Raw genomic sequence first — 17,352 nt, 5'->3', positions numbered from 1 at the left:
ATTTTTGTTCCGTTGATCAGATATCTGTTTCTATCGATTGGCTCGGCGCCAAGGGGGCAGGATCAGCCCCCCAGCGCGTCCTCGAGGAAGGCGGCCAGCTGCGCCATGTGCTTCGACATCAGGCCCGTTGCCGGCGAAGCGGCAGCCGGACGGCCGGTGTAGCGCACGCGCTGATACTTGGCGTCGATATGGGCGAGCACCCATTCCAGGTACGGGTCGATGAACGACCAGGCGCCCATGTTCTTCGGCTCTTCCTGGCACCAGACCATCTCCGCGTTGCGGAAGCGGCTGAGTTCGTTGATCAGCGCCTTGGCCGGGAACGGATAGAGCTGTTCGACGCGCAGCAGATAGACGTCGTCGATGCCACGCTTTTCGCGCTCTTCGAGCAGATCGTAGTAGACCTTGCCCGAGCACAGTACGACGCGACGGATCTTCGAATCCTTCTGCAGCTTGATCGGGCCATCCTTGATGACCTCGGCGTCATCCCACAGCAGCCGGTGGAACGAGCTTTCGCCGGCCATCTCCGACAGGCTCGAAACCGCACGCTTGTGACGCAGCAGCGACTTCGGCGTCATCAGGATCAGCGGCTTGCGGAAGTCGCGCTTCACCTGGCGGCGCAGGATATGGAAATAGTTCGCCGGCGTCGTGACGTTGGCGACCTGCATGTTGTCTTCCGCGCAGAGCTGCAGGAAGCGTTCGAGGCGGGCAGACGAGTGCTCCGGACCCTGACCTTCGTAACCGTGCGGCAGCAGGCAGACGAGGCCCGACATGCGCAGCCACTTGCGTTCACCCGACGAGACGAACTGGTCGAAGACGACCTGCGCGCCGTTGGCGAAGTCGCCGAACTGGGCTTCCCAGAGCGTCAGCGCGTTCGGGCGGGCCAGCGAGTAGCCGTATTCGAAGCCGAGCACCGCTTCTTCCGAAAGCATCGAGTTGATGACTTCGTAGCGCGCCTGGGTCGGAGCGAGGTTGGCAAGCGGGATGTAACGGTCTTCGGTCTGCTGATCGTAGAGAACCGAGTGACGCTGCGAGAACGTGCCGCGTTCGCAGTCCTGGCCGGACAGGCGGATCTTCGTGCCTTCCGTGACGAGCGTGCCGAACGCGAGCGCTTCGGCCATCGCCCAGTCGATGCCCTCGCCGGTCGAAACCATGTTGGCGCGGTTTTCCATGAAGCGCTGGATCGTGCGGTGGGCGTTGAAGCCGGCCGGGATCTCGGCGATCTTGCGGCCGATTTCCTTGAGCTGCTTCATCGGCACGGAGGTCTTGCCGCGACGCTGTTCGTCCTGGTTGTCGGCCGAGCGCAGGCCCGACCAGACACCATCCAGCCAGTCGGCCTTGTTGGGCTTGTAGGACTGGCCAGCCTCGAACTCCTGCTCGAGATGGGCGCGCCAATCGGCCTTCATCTTCTCGACTTCGCCTTCGGTGATCAGGCCTTCGGCGATCAGGCGGTCCGAGTAGAGCTGGACGACGGTCTTGTGGGCGCGGATGACCTTGTACATCTTCGGCTGCGTGAACGCAGGCTCATCGCCTTCGTTGTGGCCGAAGCGGCGGTAGCAGAACATGTCGACCACAACAGGCTTGTGGAACTTCATCCGGAACTCGGTGGCGATCTTGGCGCCGTAGACGACCGCTTCCGGATCGTCGCCGTTCACGTGGAAGATCGGCGCCTCGATCATCTTGGCCACATCCGACGGATAGGGCGACGAGCGCGAGAAGGCCGGGTTCGTGGTGAAGCCGATCTGGTTGTTGATGATGAAGTGGACCGTGCCGGCAACGCGGTGACCGCGCAGACCGGAAAGGCCGAGGATTTCGGCAATGACGCCCTGACCGGCAAAGGCTGCGTCGCCATGCAGCAGCAGCGGCATGACCTTGGAGCGTTCGCGCAACGGAATGATGTCGCCTTCGAACACGGTCGCCATCTGGTCCTGCTTGGCCCGGGCCTTGCCCATGACCACAGGGTTGACGATTTCCAGGTGCGACGGGTTTGCCGTCAGCGACAGGTGAACCTTGTTGCCGTCGAATTCGCGGTCGGAGGAAGCGCCGAGGTGGTACTTCACGTCGCCCGAACCTTCGACGTCGTCAGGGGCGTAGGAACCGCCCTTGAATTCGTGGAAGATGGCGCGGTGCGGCTTGGCCATGACCTGCGAGAGTACGTTCAGGCGGCCGCGGTGAGCCATGCCGAGAACGATTTCCTTGAGGCCTTCCTGGCCGCCGCGCTTGATGATCTGCTCGAGCGCCGGGATCAACGATTCGCCGCCGTCGAGACCGAAGCGCTTGGTGCCCTTGTACTTGACGTCGATGAACTGTTCGAAGCCTTCCGACTCGATCAGCTTCTGCAGGATCGCCTTCTTGCCCTCGGGCGTGAACTCGACACCCTTGTCCGGACCTTCGATGCGTTCCTGAATCCAGGCCTTCTCTTCCGGGTTGGACATGTGCATGAATTCGACGCCGATCGTCGAGCAGTAGGTCCGCTCGAGGATTTCGACCATTTCGCGAATGCTCGCGTATTCGAGGCCGAGCACGTTGTCGATGAAGATCTTGCGGTCGAGATCCTTCTCCTCAAACCCGTAGTTCGAGGGCGAAAGCTCGTTGTAGTCATCTACCGGGGCAGCAAGGCCGAGCGGATCGAGCTTGGCATGCAGGTGGCCACGAGCACGATAGGCGCGAATCATCATGATGGCGCGAACGGAATCGCGCGTCGCCTGAAGGATATCTGCGGCGCTCACGGCGGTGCCGGTGACGGCAGCGGCTTCTTCCGCCTTCGCCTTGACCTTCTTCTCGATGACCTTTTCGACCGTACCCCAGTCGCCATCGAGCGCAGAGACGAGTTCGCCATTGGCGACGATCGGCCAGTTGGGCTTCTTCCAGGAGGCGCCCTTGGCAGCCTTCACCACATCTTCCGGCTTGTCGGCGAGTGCCTTGAAGAAGGCCTGCCATTCAGCCGAGACGGACGACGGATCCGTTTCGTAGCGTGCATAGAGCTGCTCGATATAGGCGGCGTTCGCGCCGTCCAGAAACGATGTGAGCTGGAATTGCTCGTTGGCCTCTTGCCTTGCCATGGGTTCTCGCGGACGTTTTGGTCCGCCTCCTGACTTAAGTTGGGATGCCGGGTTTTCCCGGTCGTTCATCATTACCGGGCACATCCTGTGCGCCCTGCTTGCGTCTTTACGGCGGCACGCATCGAACATGACGCGCAAGGGCCACCGTAACACCTTCTACTTGCTGCATAATTTTGTCCTTAGATCGATGCCGACCGAAGGAATCATGCAAGCGGTGCGTTCGTCGGGAGCGGCCCGGACGGCCGGCCCCGACGACGCGAACGTGAGGTCAGCCCTTGAGGACTTCGACCAGCGTCTTGCCGAGGCGTGCCGGCGACGGCGAGACGCGGATGCCGGCCGATTCCATGGCGGCGATCTTGTCTTCCGCGCCACCCTTGCCGCCGGAAATGACTGCGCCGGCATGGCCCATGGTGCGGCCGGGAGGAGCCGTGCGGCCGGCGATGAAGCCGACCATCGGCTTCTTGCGGCCACGCTTGGCTTCGTCTTTCAGGAACTGAGCCGCTTCTTCTTCGGCCGAGCCGCCGATTTCACCGATCATGATGATCGACTTCGTCTCGTCGTCGGCGAGGAACATTTCCAGCATGTCGATGAACTCGGTGCCCTTGACCGGGTCGCCGCCGATGCCGACAGCCGTGGTCTGGCCGAGGCCTTCGTTGGAGGTCTGGAACACCGCTTCATAGGTGAGCGTGCCGGAGCGCGAAAGAACGCCGACCGAACCCTTGCGGAAGATGTTGCCCGGCATGATGCCGATCTTGCACTCGTTCGGGGTGAGCACGCCCGGGCAGTTCGGGCCGATCAGGCGCGACGACGACTTGTCGAGGCGAGCCTTGACCTTGACCATGTCGGCAACCGGGATGCCTTCGGTGATGCAGACGATCAACGGGATCTCGGCGTCGATGGCTTCGATGATCGCAGCCGCGGCACCGGCCGGCGGAACATAGATTACCGAGGCATTGGCGCCGGTGACGTCACGGCCTTCGGCAACCGAAGCGAAGATCGGCAGGCTTTCGCCCTTGGAGCCGGTCCAGGTCTCGCCGCCCTTCTTCGGGTGGATACCGCCGACCATCTGGGTGCCGTGATAGGCAAGCGCCTGCTCGGTGTGGAAGGTGCCGGTCTTGCCGGTCAGGCCCTGTACGAGAACCTTTGTGTCTTTGTTGATCAGAATGGACATGGATCAGCTTTCCTCTTCCTCGATATCGAGGGAATCGAATTCCTCAAAAGCATCGCGCGACCAGCGGTAGCCTTTGCCAGACGTTTCCGGCTCAACGAGATGGCTTCGTAGATTTTTGGACCAGTTCGTATGGAACCAGTCGAACTGGCTATCCACCTTGGAGATCCCGAGTTCGCCCTTCCAGACAAACAAGGTTTCGTCTTTCGACTTTTCCTTGAAGTAGGCCACGGCGTCTTCGTTGTCGGTGAAGTGCGCCCAACGCTCGGCAACCCCGTCTTCAGGTTCAGGAGACCTGTCCCAGCAAACGAAATAGCACAGATCGAGGTCGGTCTGGCTCGGGCCAAACGGTTGACGCGCGATAGGTTTGCCCTGATCGGTCACGATGTCAGGCTCCCTTAACCGCTGCGACGATCTTCTGGGCGGCGTCGTCCAGATCATCGGCCGAAACCGTGTTCAGGCCGCTTTCATTGATGATCTTCTTGCCGAGCTCGGCGTTGGTGCCCTCGAGGCGAACGACGAGCGGAACCTTGAGGCCCACTTCCTTGACGGCGGCGATCACGCCTTCGGCAATGACGTCGCACTTCATGATGCCGCCGAAGATGTTGACCAGGATGCCTTCGACAGCCGGATCGGCGGTGATGATCTTGAAGGCCGCGGTGACCTTTTCCTTGGAGGCGCCGCCACCGACGTCGAGGAAGTTCGCCGGCTCAGCACCGTAGAGCTTGATGATGTCCATGGTCGCCATGGCAAGGCCGGCGCCGTTGACCATGCAGCCGATGTTGCCTTCGAGGGCGACATAGGCGAGGTCGTACTTCGACGCTTCGATTTCCTTCTCGTCTTCCTCGGTCGTGTCGCGGAGCGCAACGACGTCGTCGTGGCGGAACAGCGCATTGCCGTCGAACGAGACCTTGGCGTCGAGAACGCGCAGGCGGCCGTTGGTCATGACGATCAGCGGGTTCACTTCCAGAAGGCTCATGTCCTTCTCGACGAAGGCCTTGTAGAGGATCGGGAACAGCGTCTCGGAATCGGCGCGGGCTTCGCCTTCGAGCTTCAGCGCGTCGGCGAGCGTCTTCAGGTTGGCGGCGGTCACACCCGTCTCCGGGTCGATCGCGACGGTGACGATCTTTTCAGGCGTGTGTTCGGCAACGGCTTCGATGTCCATGCCGCCTTCGGTCGAAACGACGAAAGCGACCTGGCCGACGGCGCGGTCGACGAGGATCGAGAGGTAAAGCTCGCGATCGATGTCGGCGCCATCTTCGATGTACAGGCGGTTGACCTGCTTGCCGGCCGGGCCGGTCTGCTTGGTCACCAGCGTGTTGCCGAGCATTTCCTTGACGTTGGCGACGACGTCTTCGACCGACTTGGCCAGGCGCACGCCGCCCTTGGCGTCGGCGTTGAGCTCCTTGAACTTGCCCTTGCCGCGGCCACCGGCATGGATCTGGCTCTTGACGACATAGAGCGGGCCCGGGAGCTTCTTTGCAGCAGCTTCGGCTTCGGCGGCGGAGAAGATCGCGACACCTTCCGCGACCGGCGCGCCGTAGCTCTTCAACAGAGCCTTGGCCTGATATTCATGAATGTTCATGGTGTTTTTCCTGTCTGGAGCATTTTGCAGACAGGTGGGACACCTGTCGTCGCACAAATGCGGCAAAAACAAAGAGGTAGAGCGGATGTAAGCGTCCGCTCCACCGGCGCGATTACTGCTTCAGGCTCGGCGCGATGCCGATGCAGGCTTCGCAGAGGCCGGCGACCGAAGCGACCGACTTGTCGAAAGCTTCCTTCTCGGTCTTGTTGAGGTCGATCTCGATGATGCGCTCGACGCCGCCGGCGCCGATGACGGTCGGAACGCCGACATACATGTCCTTGACGCCGTACTGGCCGGTCAGGTGCGCAGCGCAGGGCAGAACGCGCTTCTTGTCCTTGAGGTAGGCTTCGGCCATCTCGATCGCGGAAGCGGCCGGCGCGTAGTAGGCAGAGCCGGTCTTGAGCAGACCGACGATTTCGGCGCCGCCGTCACGGGTGCGCTGGATGATTTCTTCGAGGCGCTCCTTGGTGACCCAGCCCATCTCGATGAGGTCGGTCAGCGGAATGCCAGCGACGGTCGAGTAGCGGGCGAGCGGCACCATGGTGTCGCCATGACCGCCGAGAACGAAGGCGGTGACGTCCTGGACCGAAACGTTGAATTCCTGGCTGAGGAACAGGCGGAAGCGCGCGCTGTCGAGAACGCCGGCCATCCCGACGACCTTGTTCTTCGGCAGGCCGGAGAACTTCTGCAGCGCCCAGACCATGGCGTCGAGCGGGTTGGTGATGCAGATCACGAAGGCGTTCGGGGCATACTTCTTGATGCCTGCACCGACCTGTTCCATGACCTTGAGGTTGATGCCGAGAAGGTCGTCACGGCTCATGCCCGGCTTGCGGGCAACACCGGCGGTGACGATGCACACGTCAGCGCCTTCGATGGCGGAATAGTCGCTGGCACCCGTCAGGTTCGCGTCGAAGCCTTCGACCGGGGAGGACTGGCCGATGTCGAGGCCTTTACCCTGGGGGATGCCGTCGGCGATGTCGAAGAGGACGATGTCGCCCAGTTCCTTCAGGCCGGCGAGATGCGCCAGCGTGCCACCAATCATCCCTGAACCGATAAGTGCGATCTTGTTGCGCGCCATGAAAGTGCTTCCTTTGTGATCCCAAACTGATCGAGGCCTGAAACGCCGCAAACGCCAAACCTTCGCCGGAAGCCATTAAACGGCAATCGTTAAAATATCAAACGATACTTTTGGATGGAACAATTTCAATCGGTTAGATCATAAAATTCTTACGTAAACGTAAGAATTTCCGTCATGCCTGCGTCACGAAACAGCACTGTTGGCGGGGTGCGCGGCGGCGTATTCTTCACTCTGCATCTCGATCAGCCGCGAAACCGTGCGGTCGAATTCGAAGCCTTCGGTACCCTTCTTCTGGGTCAGGAGATCCTGCGGCGCCGAGGCCGCCGAGGCGAAGAGACGGGCGCCGTTGTCGTAAAGCGTGTCGACCAGAAGAATGAAGCGTTTGGTCTCGTTGCGCATGTGGGGCCCCAGATGCGGCACGTGATCGACGAAGATCGTCGTGTAGCGCGCGAGGATCGCCAGATAGTCGGCGGCCCCCAGCGGCTGCTGGCAGAGGTCGGCGAAGGTGAAGCGGGCGCTCTTGCCGGCAGCGACCGGCACAGGGATCTTGCGGCCCTTGCGCGCCACCTCCGCAGCAGCGACCGGTGCGCCGGCCGTCACGCAGTACCAGGCGCGATCCATGGCGGCTTCTGCTTCCGCTCCGAGCGGCGACAGCCAGACCGGGCTGCCGTCCGTCTTGGTCAGGCGATAGTCGGTATCCGTATCCAGCGAGATGATCTCGGCATTGGCCTTCAGGAGATCGATGAAGGGCAGGAAGAGGCCGCGGTTCAGCCCGTCGCGATAGAGATTGTCAGGCGCCACGTTTGACGTCGCCACCAGCACGCAGCCCTTGGCGAACAGCTCGCCAAAAAGGCGGCCAAGGATCATCGCATCGGCGATATCGGTGACCGTAAACTCATCGAAGCAGAGAAGCCGCGCCTCGCCGAAAAGCTCGGAGGCGACCGGCGGGATCGGATCGGCCTGCTTCGTCTCGCCATTCTTCAGCTTCTGGCGGTGCTTGTAGATCCGCTCATGCACGTCAGCCATGAACTCGTGAAAATGCGCCCGGCGCTTGCGCTGGATCGGCACGGCCTCGAAGAACATGTCCATCAGCATGGTCTTGCCGCGGCCGACGCCGCCATGGATGTAGAGCCCTTTGACCGGCGGATGATCCTTCTTGCGCGAGGCAAAAAGCCAGCCGAGCGCATTGGTCTTGCGCGACGGTCTGCTCGCGAGCAACTCGGCCGAAAGGTGGTCGAATCGCCGGGCGATCGCGAACTGGGCGGGATCGCGTTTGCGCTCGCCGCTCTGAACGAGCGTTTCGAGCTTGCGGTAGATGCTGTCGTCAGGATTGAGCACGTCTCACCCGAGGTGGACCGGAAAACAGGAAGCCCGGCGGTAAGCCGGGCTGGACCATGCCATTAGCGGCTGAGGCTGACGGGCTGGCCACCATTGGTCGAGCCGTCGAAGCGCGCATCGGCCGTCTTGTAGAGGCGGGCGATGGCGTTGCCGGTACGGTCCTTCAGGACAACCTGCTTGCCGGCCACTTCCCAGGAGCCCATGGCCGTGAGCTCGCCGGCGCAGCCGCGCGTGCCGCCGCGCGAACCGCTGCCGAGGTTGGTAAGCGTCAGGAACATGTCGCAGGAGCTGCCGGCGCTGGAAACGCGCCAGTTGCCGACCATCGATTCCTTGGTCACATCGAGTGCGTTGGTGGCTGCGGCAACCTGCGTGCCGGCTTGCTGCGCGCCACCCGCTACCGCCGTTCCAGCCGTCGGTGCAGCCGGGAATTGCGACGTGTTGCCAGTGGGATCGGGGAGCTGGTTCGACGAGACCGACGGCACGGGCTGAGCCTGGAGGGGAGCAGGTGAAGAATCCTGGGAGCTGAAGCCACCCATCGATGTCCGCTGGCATCCGGTCAGCGCAAGCACAACCGCCAGCCCCGCCGCCGCATGAATAACCCGCATATCTTTACTCCCGATGTGTTCCGCGAACCATGATGCAACGCGATAATATAGGCCGAAATACAGCAAATCCACCTGTCAAATCAAGGGACGACGATTCATGGAGACCTGTTGCAGGATTGAAACGTCCGCGCGAACGGGACAATCGCGAATTCTTGCCCGGCCGCGTGTTGCTTCGGGTGACCGAAATGACCGTCTTGCGCCGGCACAATCAACGATTGTCGGATGGGCCGACTGGGCCGTTTGAGGGCGCTTCCTCGCTCCACCGAGAGGAAACGCAAACGGCGGGCACAGGGCCCGCCGCGATGTGCGATAACTCTTAAAGAGCGTCGGATCAGACCCGACGCTCGACCAGCATCTTCTTGATCTCGCCGATCGCCTTGGCCGGGTTGAGGCCCTTCGGACAGGCCTGGGCGCAATTCATGATCGTGTGGCAGCGATAGAGGCGGAACGGATCCTCGAGATTGTCGAGACGTTCACCGGTCGCTTCATCGCGGCTGTCGATCAGCCAGCGATAGGCCTGCAGCAGAACCGCCGGACCGAGGTAACGGTCGCCGTTCCACCAATAGCTCGGACAGGAGGTCGAGCAGCAGGCGCAGAGAATGCATTCGTAGAGGCCGTCGAGCTTAAGGCGGTCCTCGTGGCTCTGCTTCCATTCCTTGGCCGGCGTCGGCGTCACCGTCTTCAGCCAGGGCTCGATCGAGCGGTGCTGGGCATAGAAGTGGGTGAGGTCCGGCACCAGGTCCTTGACGACGGGCATGTGCGGCAGCGGATAGACCTTTACCGCACCCTTCACCTCGTCCATGCCCTTGGTGCAGGCCAGCGTGTTGGTACCGTCGATGTTCATCGCGCAGGAGCCGCAGATGCCTTCGCGGCAGGAGCGGCGCAGCGTCAGCGTCGGATCGATCTTGTTCTTGATGTAGAGCAGACCGTCGAGCACCATCGGGCCGCAATCGTCGATATCGATATAGAAGGTATCGATGCGCGGATTGTTGCCGTCATCCGGGTTCCAGCGGTAGATGCGGTATTCGCGAACATTGGTCGCGCCTTCCGGCTTCGGCCAGACCTTGCCTTCGGTCATCTGCGAGTTCTTGGGGAGAGCGAGTTCAACCATGTGCCTTATTCCTCAAGATCAGTAGACGCGGGCCTTGGGCTCGATCTTTTTCGGATCGATGCCTTCGGCGATCAGGTCGGTGTGAACCGGGCGATAGTCGAGCTTGACGTCGCCAGCCTCGTTGACCCAGGCGAGCGTGTGCTTGCGCCAGTTGACGTCGTCGCGGCCGCCAAGCGCCCCGCCGGTATAGTCTTCGCGGGCGTGCGAGCCACGGCTCTCCTTGCGCGCTTCGGCGCCGTAGATCGTGGTGATGGCGTTGGCCATCAGGTTCTGCAGCTCCAGTGTCTCGACGAGGTCGGAATTCCAGATCATCGACCGGTCGGTAACCTTCACGTCTGGCAATTCCTGCCAGATCGCCGAGATGCGCTTGCAGCCCGATTCCAGCGATTCCTGCGTGCGGAACACGGCGGCGTCTTCCTGCATGGCGCGCTGCATCTTTTCACGCAGCACCGCCGTCGGCGTGCCGCCATTGGCGTGACGCTGGGCGTCGAAGCGGGCCATGATCTTGTCGCAGGCGGCGACGTTGAGCGCCGGCACCGCCTCGTTGCGGTCGATGACCTGGCCGGCGCGGATGGCAGCGGCCCGGCCGAAGACGACCAGGTCGATCAGCGAGTTCGAGCCGAGACGGTTGGCACCGTGCACCGAAGCGCAGCCGGCTTCACCCACGGCCATCAGGCCGGGCGCGATGCGCTCGGGGTTCTGGCTGTCGGCGTTGAGCACTTCGCCCCAATAGTTGGTCGGCACGCCGCCCATGTTGTAGTGCACGGTCGGCAGGACCGGGATCGGCTCGCGGGTCACGTCGACGCCGGCAAAGATCTTCGCCGATTCCGAGATGCCCGGCAGGCGTTCATGCAGCACGGCCGGATCGAGATGGTCGAGATGCAGGAAGATGTGGTCCTTGTTCTTGCCGACGCCGCGGCCTTCGCGGATTTCCATCGTCATGCAGCGCGAAACGACGTCGCGCGACGCAAGGTCCTTGGCCGACGGCGCATAGCGCTCCATGAAACGCTCGCCTTCGGAATTGACGAGATAACCGCCTTCGCCGCGCGCACCCTCGGTGATCAGGCAGCCTGCGCCGTAGATGCCGGTCGGGTGGAACTGGACGAATTCCATGTCCTGCAGCGGCAGGCCGGCACGGGCGATCATGCCGCCGCCGTCGCCGGTGCAGGTGTGAGCCGAGGTTGCCGAGAAATAGGCGCGGCCGTAACCACCGGTCGCCAACACCACCATCTTGGCGGAGAAGCGATGGATGGTGCCGTCGTCGAGGTTCCAGGCAACGACGCCGGTGCAGCGTCCGTCATCCGACATGATCAGGTCGAGCGCGAAATACTCGATGAAGAATTCGGCGTTGTTCCTGAGCGCCTGGCCGTAAAGCGTGTGCAGGATGGCGTGACCGGTGCGGTCGGCCGCAGCACAGGTGCGCTGCACCGGCGGGCCTTCGCCATAGTTCTGCATGTGGCCGCCGAACGGCCGCTGGTAGATCTTGCCTTCCTCGTTGCGCGAGAACGGCACGCCATAGTGCTCGAGCTCATAGACCGCCTTCGGCGCTTCCATGGCGAGGTACTGCATGGCGTCGACGTCGCCGAGCCAGTCAGAACCCTTGACGGTATCGTAAAGGTGCCACTGCCAGCTGTCCGGCGTCATGTTCTGCAGCGAGGCGGCGATGCCGCCCTGGGCCGCGACGGTGTGCGAACGGGTCGGGAAGACCTTGGTGATGCAGGCCGTCTTCAGGCCCTGCTCCGCCATGCCGAGCGTGGCGCGCAGACCGGCACCGCCGGCGCCGACGACGACGACGTCGAAGGCGTGATCGACATACTGATAGGCCTTGCCGTTTGCAGCGGGTGAACTGATCGATGCCATGACGAAATTACCCTGCAAAAGCGATCTTCAGGATGGCGAAAAGACAGAGTCCGCCAACCGCGATCGCGAAAAATGTGTTGAGCATGAGAAGGGCGATCTTCGCGCCCTCGCCGTGCACGTAGTCCTCGATGATCACCTGCATGCCGAGCTTCATGTGGATCAGGCCCGAAAGCAGGACCAGTCCCATGACGACGGCGACGAAGGGGTTCGAAAGAGCTGCGACGACGTCCGCGTAGGGAGCGCCGGCATAACGAACGAGGAAGATGACGAAGAAGATCAGCAGCGGCACGTTGGCGACCGCCGTGACGCGCTGGCGCCAGAAGTGATCGGTGCCTTCCTTGGCGGAGCCGTAGCCGCGGACCTTGCTGAGAGGTGTGCGCATGTTCATGGTCTTGTCCCCTCAGTATCGCACGAGATAGCCGACCACCCAGATCAGCACGGTGAGCGCTACCGACCCGACGATCGTTGCCTTGGCCACCTTCGTGGCAAAATGCTTCTCGTAGCCATAGCCGAGGTCCCACATGAAGTGGCGCAGGCCACCGAGCATATGATGCACCAGGGCCCAGGTGTAGCCGAAGAGCACCAGCTTGCCGAGGAGCGTGCCGAACAGCCAGCTGACCCAGTCATAATATGCTTCGCCGGACGCGGCGGCGATCAACCACCAGGCCACGAGGATGGTGCCGAAATAGAGCGCGCCGCCGGTAATGCGGTGCACAATGGACATCACCATTGTCGGGATTGGTTTATAGATTTGAAGATGCGGCGAGAGCGGCCGGCTTCTTGTGACATCCGTCATCGGAACCTCACGGAAATGCCCGGATTTACGCCCAAAAAGTGGACGATTTTAGTCCGGTATCGCACCTGATTGTGCGCAATTCAGTCCTTCGGACCTTTAATCACCATATTGCTTAACGACAAGTGTGTTTGCAGTGCAAAATCAATTTAATCGATTAGACGAAAAGCGGCATTTTCAGGTCCGACCGAGACACCGCGCCCGATTAACGATACGCACGAAAAACACAACCAAATCCGTGACTTTCAGGCGAAATTGCCCCAGAGTGGACTTAACGATTTGTTAAGCGTTTTGCGGAGGGCGGACAGAATGACTCTGTTGCGAGCAATCCATGCGACCAAAGTTTTAGCACTTGCCGGCCTCCTTGTCGCCACTGCCTGCCTGCCGGTCAGGGCAGGAGACTGGGGCGGGCCGCCGGAAGTGCAGACGCGCAGCCGGCATATCCGGCTGCATTCGCATCGCTCCTTTACCCGCCACCAGTTCGAGCGCATGGGTTATCGCGCAACGTACGGCCGCAATCAGGTACCGCGCAACGATTGGACCGCCCAGAACGGACCGCCGGAAGTCGAGACCCGCGGCCGGCATATCCGCCTTCCCCGATACCGTCCATATGACAGGCACTATACCGAGCGGCGGCACTACCGCGACGGCTGGGGGCGTGACCAGGCAATGCGCAACATCTGGACATCAGGCGACCGCTACGATTATCGCCCGGATATCTACGGCGGCGATGGCTTGCCCGACACGATCGGCAGCATCGGCACCTATGTCGGCGGCATTTCAGCCTATAGGGATCCGGGCAACGGCATCTATTTCAGCCAGGAAGGCAACTACCGCTACTATGACGACGGTCAGTTTGCGCCGCCGCAGCCGGTGAAGCGCGCAAAGATCATCGTCGTGTCGCCGAAAACGTTCAACCACTCCTGCGCCTGGGAACATGGTGTCTGCGTGATCCGGCGGTAGCTTTGCGACAAGCTGAGCGAAGGCCTTGAACGTCACTCATCAATGACAGCCAGGCTGAATCGCGTTCAGCGCCCAACAACCGGTGCACGCCTTCGATCGAAGGCCGATCGCAACCGAGCCACCCGTCAATCCTGAACCACCGCAGGCGCGGACGCGCCGAACCGCCAGACCGTCGTGCGCTTGACCTCGCTGTCTTCAAGCGCCCTTGTGACCGGCACCTCGTAGGTCGCCAGCGCCGTCATCCTGTCGCGCGGACAATAGGCGCGACCGGGATCGCCGACGATAACCGTCGCACCGCCGGAAACGATCGCCGTGAACCACGGCAGCAGGCGCTCGGCAAAGGACTTGTCGTAGAAGACGTCGCCGGCAAGGTAGATGTCGGCGGCCAGGTCGCGGCCGGTGATATCCTCTGCAGTATAGGCAATCTCGACGCCGTTGAGGTCGGCATTGAGCCGCACCGCCGTCTCGGCCCAGGGATCGATATCGGCGGCAAGCACCGAAGCCGCACCGGCCTTCATCGCGGCGATGGCGACCAGCCCGGAACCCGAGGCGAAGTCGACGACACGCCGGCCGCGCACCACCTCCGGATGATCGATGATATAACGCGCCAGCCCCTGGCCGCCGGCCCAGGCAAAGGCCCAGAACGGCGGCGGCAGACCGATTTCCTCCAGTTCCTCCTCCGTTTTCAGCCAGAGCTCGTGCGCTTCCGTCGCCAGATGCAGCCGGATTTCCGGCACATGCGGCGGCGACAGAACGCCGGTATTGGCGCGGATGAAGCTTTCGGGATCGGTCTTCAAGAAACGCTCCAAGCGTGATCCGAAAAGTGGGAACCGATTTTCGGATAAATCACGCGGAAAACAAAGCTACCGTGGCGGATTGTCGAACCCGGCCATGCAGCAGACCTCGATCCACTCGTCTTCGGTGACCGGCTGGACAGACAGGCGCATGCTGGTGACCAGGGCCATGTTGGCGAGCTTCGGGTTATCCTTGATCTCCTTCAGCGTCACCGGCCGCGGCACGTCGCAAACGGCGCGAATATCAACGCAGTCCCAGCGGGCATCACCCTCGGCGGTCGAATCCGGATGCGACAGCGCGCACACTTCGGTGATGCCGACGATTTCGAGCCCTTCGTTCGAGTGGTAGAAGAAGCCCTTGTCGCCGATCTGCATCGCCCGCATGTTGTTGCGTGCGAGGTAGTTGCGAACGCCGGTCCATTCGGCGCCCTTCGCGCCAACGTCCTTCTGCATCTGCCAGGACCACTTGAAGGGTTCGGATTTGTAAAGCCAGAACGCCATCGCGCTTCAAGCCTCCGGGTTGTTGAAGACCCAGTTGAAGGCCTTGATTTCGACGTTGGAGAACAGGCCAGCCTTGGCATAGGGATCGGCTTCGGCGATGGCGCGCGCATCGTCGATCGTCTCCGCCTTGACGATGACCAGGCTGCCGGTCGGCTTGCCGTCGTCGCCGAGGAAGGGGCCGGCCATTTTCAGAATGCCCTTGGCATTGAGATCGTTGAGATAGGCGACATGATCCGGGCGCGTGTCGAGCCGAAGTTGCAGCGCGCCTGTTTTGTCGGTGCATTGAAGTGCGAAGAGCATGCTTCCTCCTGAGTTTTCGTTTGGCGCGGGATGCGGGCGGAAAACCGCTTAGCACTTTTCCTCATCCCGCCGACCAGTTCATTCCTGGGTGATCGGACGGGACATCAATTGTTCAAGGGCCGTGCGCACATCGAGCCTGCCGTCGATGATGGCGGCAACCGCTTCCGTGATCGGCATCTCGACGCCGAGATCGCACGCGACGCGGGCGGCGACCGAGGCGGCAAAAGCACCCTCGACAAGTTCGCCCTGGCGTCCGCTGGCGCGGCCATCCTTGCCGAGCGCAATGCCGAAGCGCAGGTTGCGCGACTGATGGCTTGTCGCCGTCAGCACGAGATCGCCGAGCCCCGAGAGGCCGCGAACGGTATCGGCATCGCCACCTTCGGCGACGACAAAACGAGACATTTCCGCAAGACCACGCGAGATCAGCGCCGCCCGGGCGCTATCGCCCAGACCCGCGCCCTCGACGATGCCGCAGGCAATGGCAAGCACGTTCTTCAACGCGCCGCCAAGCTGCACGCCGATGCGATCTTCTGAAGGATAGAGACGGAAGGTCGGGCCGGACAGAGCCTCGGCGAGCAGCGTCGCCGTGTCATTGTCGGCGGCAGCGACCACCATCGCCGTCGGCAGCCCCTTGGCGATGTCGGCCGCGAAGCCGGGGCCGGAGAGCACGCCGATGCCGTGGCCCGGCAGTTCTTCCGCCAGCACATCGGTCAGCAGACGGCCCGTCGCCTGCTCCATGCCCTTGGCGCAGGTAACGATCGTCGCCGCGGCATTGATCGACGGGCCATATTGCCGCGCGGCCTCCCTGTGGGCCTGCGAGGGCATCACGAACAGCACGATCTCGGCATCGCCGAGCACCGCGGCATCCGCGCTGTGCTTGAGCCCCGCCGGCAGGTCGATGCCCGGAAGCGCCCGCTCGTTGCGACCGGTTCGCCGACATTCATCCGCAATCTCCTCGCGCCGGGCGAGAAGGGTCACATCGCTGCCGTTGGCCGATGCGGCGACGGCGGCAAGTGCCGTGCCGAAGGCACCCGCACCGACCACCACGATCTTCGGGTTGGCGTTCATATCCTGTCCATCATGCCTTGGCGCCACGCTTGCCCGAACCGAGCAAGGTTTGCGCCTGTTGGTCGAGCGGCCAGCGCGACCGCGGCGCGACATCGAGACCGTCGGCCGGCAAACCGGCGGCAAACCGTTCGGCACCCGCCCAGGCGATCATCGCGGCATTGTCGGTACACAGTTGCAATGGCGGTGCGATGAAATCGAAGCCGTTCTTGTCGCAGAGTTCCTGGAGCGTCGCGCGCAGCACCTGATTGGCGGCTACCCCGCCGGCAACGACCAGCGCCGGTTTTTCCACCGACGCGTGATCCGCCTTGAACCGCTTCAATCCGCGCCCGATCCGATCCTTCAGCGTGCGCGAGATCGCACGCTGGAAGGAGGCGCAGATGTCGGCGATGTCCTGCTCCGTCACCGGCTCCAGCGATTGCGCCGCCTGGCGGACCGCGGTCTTCAGCCCCGAGAACGAGAAATCGAGCCTGGCGTCGCCGACCAGCGGGCGGGGAAAATCGAAACGCCCGGGATTACCGCTCACCGCCGCCCGCTCGACCGCCGGCCCGCCCGGATAGGGAAGGCCGAGCAACTTCGCCGTCTTGTCGAAGGCCTCGCCGAGCGCGTCGTCGATCGTCGTGCCCCAGCGCTCGTAGTCGCCGACGCCCTTGACCAGGATCAGCTGCGTGTGGCCGCCGGAAACGAGCAGCATCAGATAGGGAAAGGAAAGGCCGTCGGTCAGCCGCGCGGTCAGTGCATGGCCTTCGAGATGGTTGACGGCGTAGAGCGGCTTGCCGGTCGCCCGGGCGATCGCCTTGCCGGTCATCAGCCCGACGATCAGGCCGCCGATCAGACCGGGACCACTTGTCGCAGCAATCGCGTCGATGTCCTGGAGCGTCACGCCGGCGCGCAGCAGCGCCTCCTCGATCAGGGCATCGAGCGCCTCAACATGGGCGCGCGCGGCAATTTCTGGAACGACGCCGCCATAGGCGCTATGCTCTTCCAGCTGGCTGAGAACGACATCGCCGAGGATGCTTCCTCTGCCGTTTTCGTCGCGCAGCACGACGGAAGCGGCGGTTTCATCGCAGCTTGTTTCTATGCCGAGGATGCGCAAGGGCGGGGACATCAGGAACTACTCAAAGATTGCGGT

The 17,352-nt window shown here is 62.5% G+C and carries 17 protein-coding genes; 1 reads left to right on the top strand and 16 read right to left on the bottom strand.

The annotated features are described in order from the left end of the window. Positions 1 to 62: 62 nt before the first annotated feature. The 11 genes from BC363_RS28590 to sdhC all read right to left on the bottom strand — a co-directional run bounded on the left by BC363_RS28590 (position 63) and on the right by sdhC (position 12,600). Positions 63 to 3,059 carry a 2-oxoglutarate dehydrogenase E1 component gene (locus tag BC363_RS28590; RefSeq protein WP_065780696.1) on the bottom strand — a complete coding sequence of 999 codons (2,997 nt, stop codon included), beginning with the start codon at positions 3,057 to 3,059 and terminating at the stop codon, positions 63 to 65. Between the two features lie 268 nt (positions 3,060 to 3,327). After that, complete coding sequence (sucD, locus tag BC363_RS28585) at positions 3,328 to 4,230, bottom strand: succinate--CoA ligase subunit alpha (protein ID WP_065780694.1); 903 nt, start codon at positions 4,228 to 4,230, stop codon at positions 3,328 to 3,330. A 3-nt stretch (positions 4,231 to 4,233) separates the two neighbouring features. Beyond that, positions 4,234 to 4,611, bottom strand: a complete 378-nt coding sequence (locus BC363_RS28580; protein WP_065780692.1) for a hypothetical protein — start codon at positions 4,609 to 4,611, stop codon at positions 4,234 to 4,236. A gap of 4 nt (positions 4,612 to 4,615) precedes the next feature. Continuing rightward, a complete protein-coding gene (gene sucC, locus BC363_RS28575; protein WP_065780690.1) occupies positions 4,616 to 5,812 on the bottom strand; it encodes an ADP-forming succinate--CoA ligase subunit beta in 1,197 nt (398 codons plus the stop codon). 112 nt (positions 5,813 to 5,924) lie between these two features. Continuing rightward, positions 5,925 to 6,890, bottom strand: a complete 966-nt coding sequence (gene mdh / locus BC363_RS28570; protein ID WP_065780687.1) for a malate dehydrogenase — start codon at positions 6,888 to 6,890, stop codon at positions 5,925 to 5,927. Positions 6,891 to 7,073: 183 nt separating this feature from the next. Next, the gene (gene zapE / locus BC363_RS28565) at positions 7,074 to 8,228 is read right to left on the bottom strand and encodes a cell division protein ZapE (protein ID WP_065780684.1); all 1,155 of its coding nucleotides are present in this window, start codon (positions 8,226 to 8,228) and stop codon (positions 7,074 to 7,076) included. Positions 8,229 to 8,290: 62 nt separating this feature from the next. Further along, positions 8,291 to 8,833, bottom strand: coding sequence for a protease inhibitor Inh/omp19 family protein (locus BC363_RS28560; protein WP_065780682.1), 543 nt, complete (start codon positions 8,831 to 8,833; stop codon positions 8,291 to 8,293). Positions 8,834 to 9,164: 331 nt separating this feature from the next. Further along, on the bottom strand, positions 9,165 to 9,944 hold the full coding sequence (locus tag BC363_RS28555; protein ID WP_065780680.1) for a succinate dehydrogenase iron-sulfur subunit: 780 nt from the start codon (positions 9,942 to 9,944) through the stop codon (positions 9,165 to 9,167). 18 nt (positions 9,945 to 9,962) lie between these two features. Then, positions 9,963 to 11,804 (bottom strand): succinate dehydrogenase flavoprotein subunit, encoded by a 1,842-nt coding sequence (gene sdhA, locus BC363_RS28550; RefSeq protein ID WP_065780674.1) that lies wholly within the window; start codon positions 11,802 to 11,804, stop codon positions 9,963 to 9,965. A 7-nt stretch (positions 11,805 to 11,811) separates the two neighbouring features. After that, on the bottom strand, positions 11,812 to 12,192 hold the full coding sequence (gene sdhD, locus BC363_RS28545) for a succinate dehydrogenase, hydrophobic membrane anchor protein (RefSeq protein ID WP_065780672.1): 381 nt from the start codon (positions 12,190 to 12,192) through the stop codon (positions 11,812 to 11,814). Between the two features lie 12 nt (positions 12,193 to 12,204). Further along, a complete protein-coding gene (gene sdhC, locus BC363_RS28540; RefSeq protein ID WP_053249235.1) occupies positions 12,205 to 12,600 on the bottom strand; it encodes a succinate dehydrogenase, cytochrome b556 subunit in 396 nt (131 codons plus the stop codon). Positions 12,601 to 12,906: 306 nt separating this feature from the next. Here sdhC and BC363_RS28535 point away from each other — a divergent pair, with 306 nt between their 5' ends. Beyond that, entirely contained in the window at positions 12,907 to 13,560 is a 654-nt protein-coding gene (locus BC363_RS28535) for a hypothetical protein (RefSeq protein WP_065780670.1), read from the top strand. A gap of 125 nt (positions 13,561 to 13,685) precedes the next feature. Here BC363_RS28535 and BC363_RS28530 read toward each other — a convergent pair whose 3' ends face one another. The 5 genes from BC363_RS28530 to tsaD all read right to left on the bottom strand — a co-directional run bounded on the left by BC363_RS28530 (position 13,686) and on the right by tsaD (position 17,328). Further along, entirely contained in the window at positions 13,686 to 14,357 is a 672-nt protein-coding gene (locus tag BC363_RS28530; RefSeq protein WP_065780822.1) for a methyltransferase, read from the bottom strand. Between the two features lie 66 nt (positions 14,358 to 14,423). Continuing rightward, positions 14,424 to 14,855 carry an EVE domain-containing protein gene (locus tag BC363_RS28525; RefSeq protein ID WP_065780668.1) on the bottom strand — a complete coding sequence of 144 codons (432 nt, stop codon included), beginning with the start codon at positions 14,853 to 14,855 and terminating at the stop codon, positions 14,424 to 14,426. Between the two features lie 6 nt (positions 14,856 to 14,861). Beyond that, entirely contained in the window at positions 14,862 to 15,155 is a 294-nt protein-coding gene (locus BC363_RS28520; RefSeq protein ID WP_065780666.1) for a YciI-like protein, read from the bottom strand. Positions 15,156 to 15,233: 78 nt separating this feature from the next. Next, the gene (locus BC363_RS28515) at positions 15,234 to 16,223 is read right to left on the bottom strand and encodes an NAD(P)H-dependent glycerol-3-phosphate dehydrogenase (protein WP_065780663.1); all 990 of its coding nucleotides are present in this window, start codon (positions 16,221 to 16,223) and stop codon (positions 15,234 to 15,236) included. Between the two features lie 10 nt (positions 16,224 to 16,233). Further along, positions 16,234 to 17,328, bottom strand: coding sequence for a tRNA (adenosine(37)-N6)-threonylcarbamoyltransferase complex transferase subunit TsaD (tsaD, locus tag BC363_RS28510; protein WP_065780658.1), 1,095 nt, complete (start codon positions 17,326 to 17,328; stop codon positions 16,234 to 16,236). Positions 17,329 to 17,352: the final 24 nt, after the last annotated feature.

The organism is Ensifer sp. LC384 (assembly GCF_001695865.1).
In the GTDB taxonomy this organism is placed as follows: Bacteria; Pseudomonadota; Alphaproteobacteria; order Rhizobiales; family Rhizobiaceae; genus Ensifer.
This window is presented reverse-complemented; position numbering and strand designations above follow the sequence as displayed.

Coding starts and splice junctions, on each gene's coding strand:
- BC363_RS28590 (WP_065780696.1), bottom strand. CDS start 3,059: ATGGCAAGGCAAGAGGCCAACGAGCAATTCCAGCTCACATCGTTTCTG.
- sucD (WP_065780694.1), bottom strand. CDS start 4,230: ATGTCCATTCTGATCAACAAAGACACAAAGGTTCTCGTACAGGGCCTG.
- sucC (WP_065780690.1), bottom strand. CDS start 5,812: ATGAACATTCATGAATATCAGGCCAAGGCTCTGTTGAAGAGCTACGGC.
- mdh (WP_065780687.1), bottom strand. CDS start 6,890: ATGGCGCGCAACAAGATCGCACTTATCGGTTCAGGGATGATTGGTGGC.
- BC363_RS28560 (WP_065780682.1), bottom strand. CDS start 8,833: ATGCGGGTTATTCATGCGGCGGCGGGGCTGGCGGTTGTGCTTGCGCTG.
- BC363_RS28555 (WP_065780680.1), bottom strand. CDS start 9,944: ATGGTTGAACTCGCTCTCCCCAAGAACTCGCAGATGACCGAAGGCAAG.
- sdhA (WP_065780674.1), bottom strand. CDS start 11,804: ATGGCATCGATCAGTTCACCCGCTGCAAACGGCAAGGCCTATCAGTAT.
- sdhD (WP_065780672.1), bottom strand. CDS start 12,192: ATGAACATGCGCACACCTCTCAGCAAGGTCCGCGGCTACGGCTCCGCC.
- sdhC (WP_053249235.1), bottom strand. CDS start 12,600: ATGACGGATGTCACAAGAAGCCGGCCGCTCTCGCCGCATCTTCAAATC.
- BC363_RS28535 (WP_065780670.1), top strand. CDS start 12,907: ATGACTCTGTTGCGAGCAATCCATGCGACCAAAGTTTTAGCACTTGCC.
- BC363_RS28525 (WP_065780668.1), bottom strand. CDS start 14,855: ATGGCGTTCTGGCTTTACAAATCCGAACCCTTCAAGTGGTCCTGGCAG.
- BC363_RS28520 (WP_065780666.1), bottom strand. CDS start 15,155: ATGCTCTTCGCACTTCAATGCACCGACAAAACAGGCGCGCTGCAACTT.
- BC363_RS28515 (WP_065780663.1), bottom strand. CDS start 16,223: ATGAACGCCAACCCGAAGATCGTGGTGGTCGGTGCGGGTGCCTTCGGC.
- tsaD (WP_065780658.1), bottom strand. CDS start 17,328: ATGTCCCCGCCCTTGCGCATCCTCGGCATAGAAACAAGCTGCGATGAA.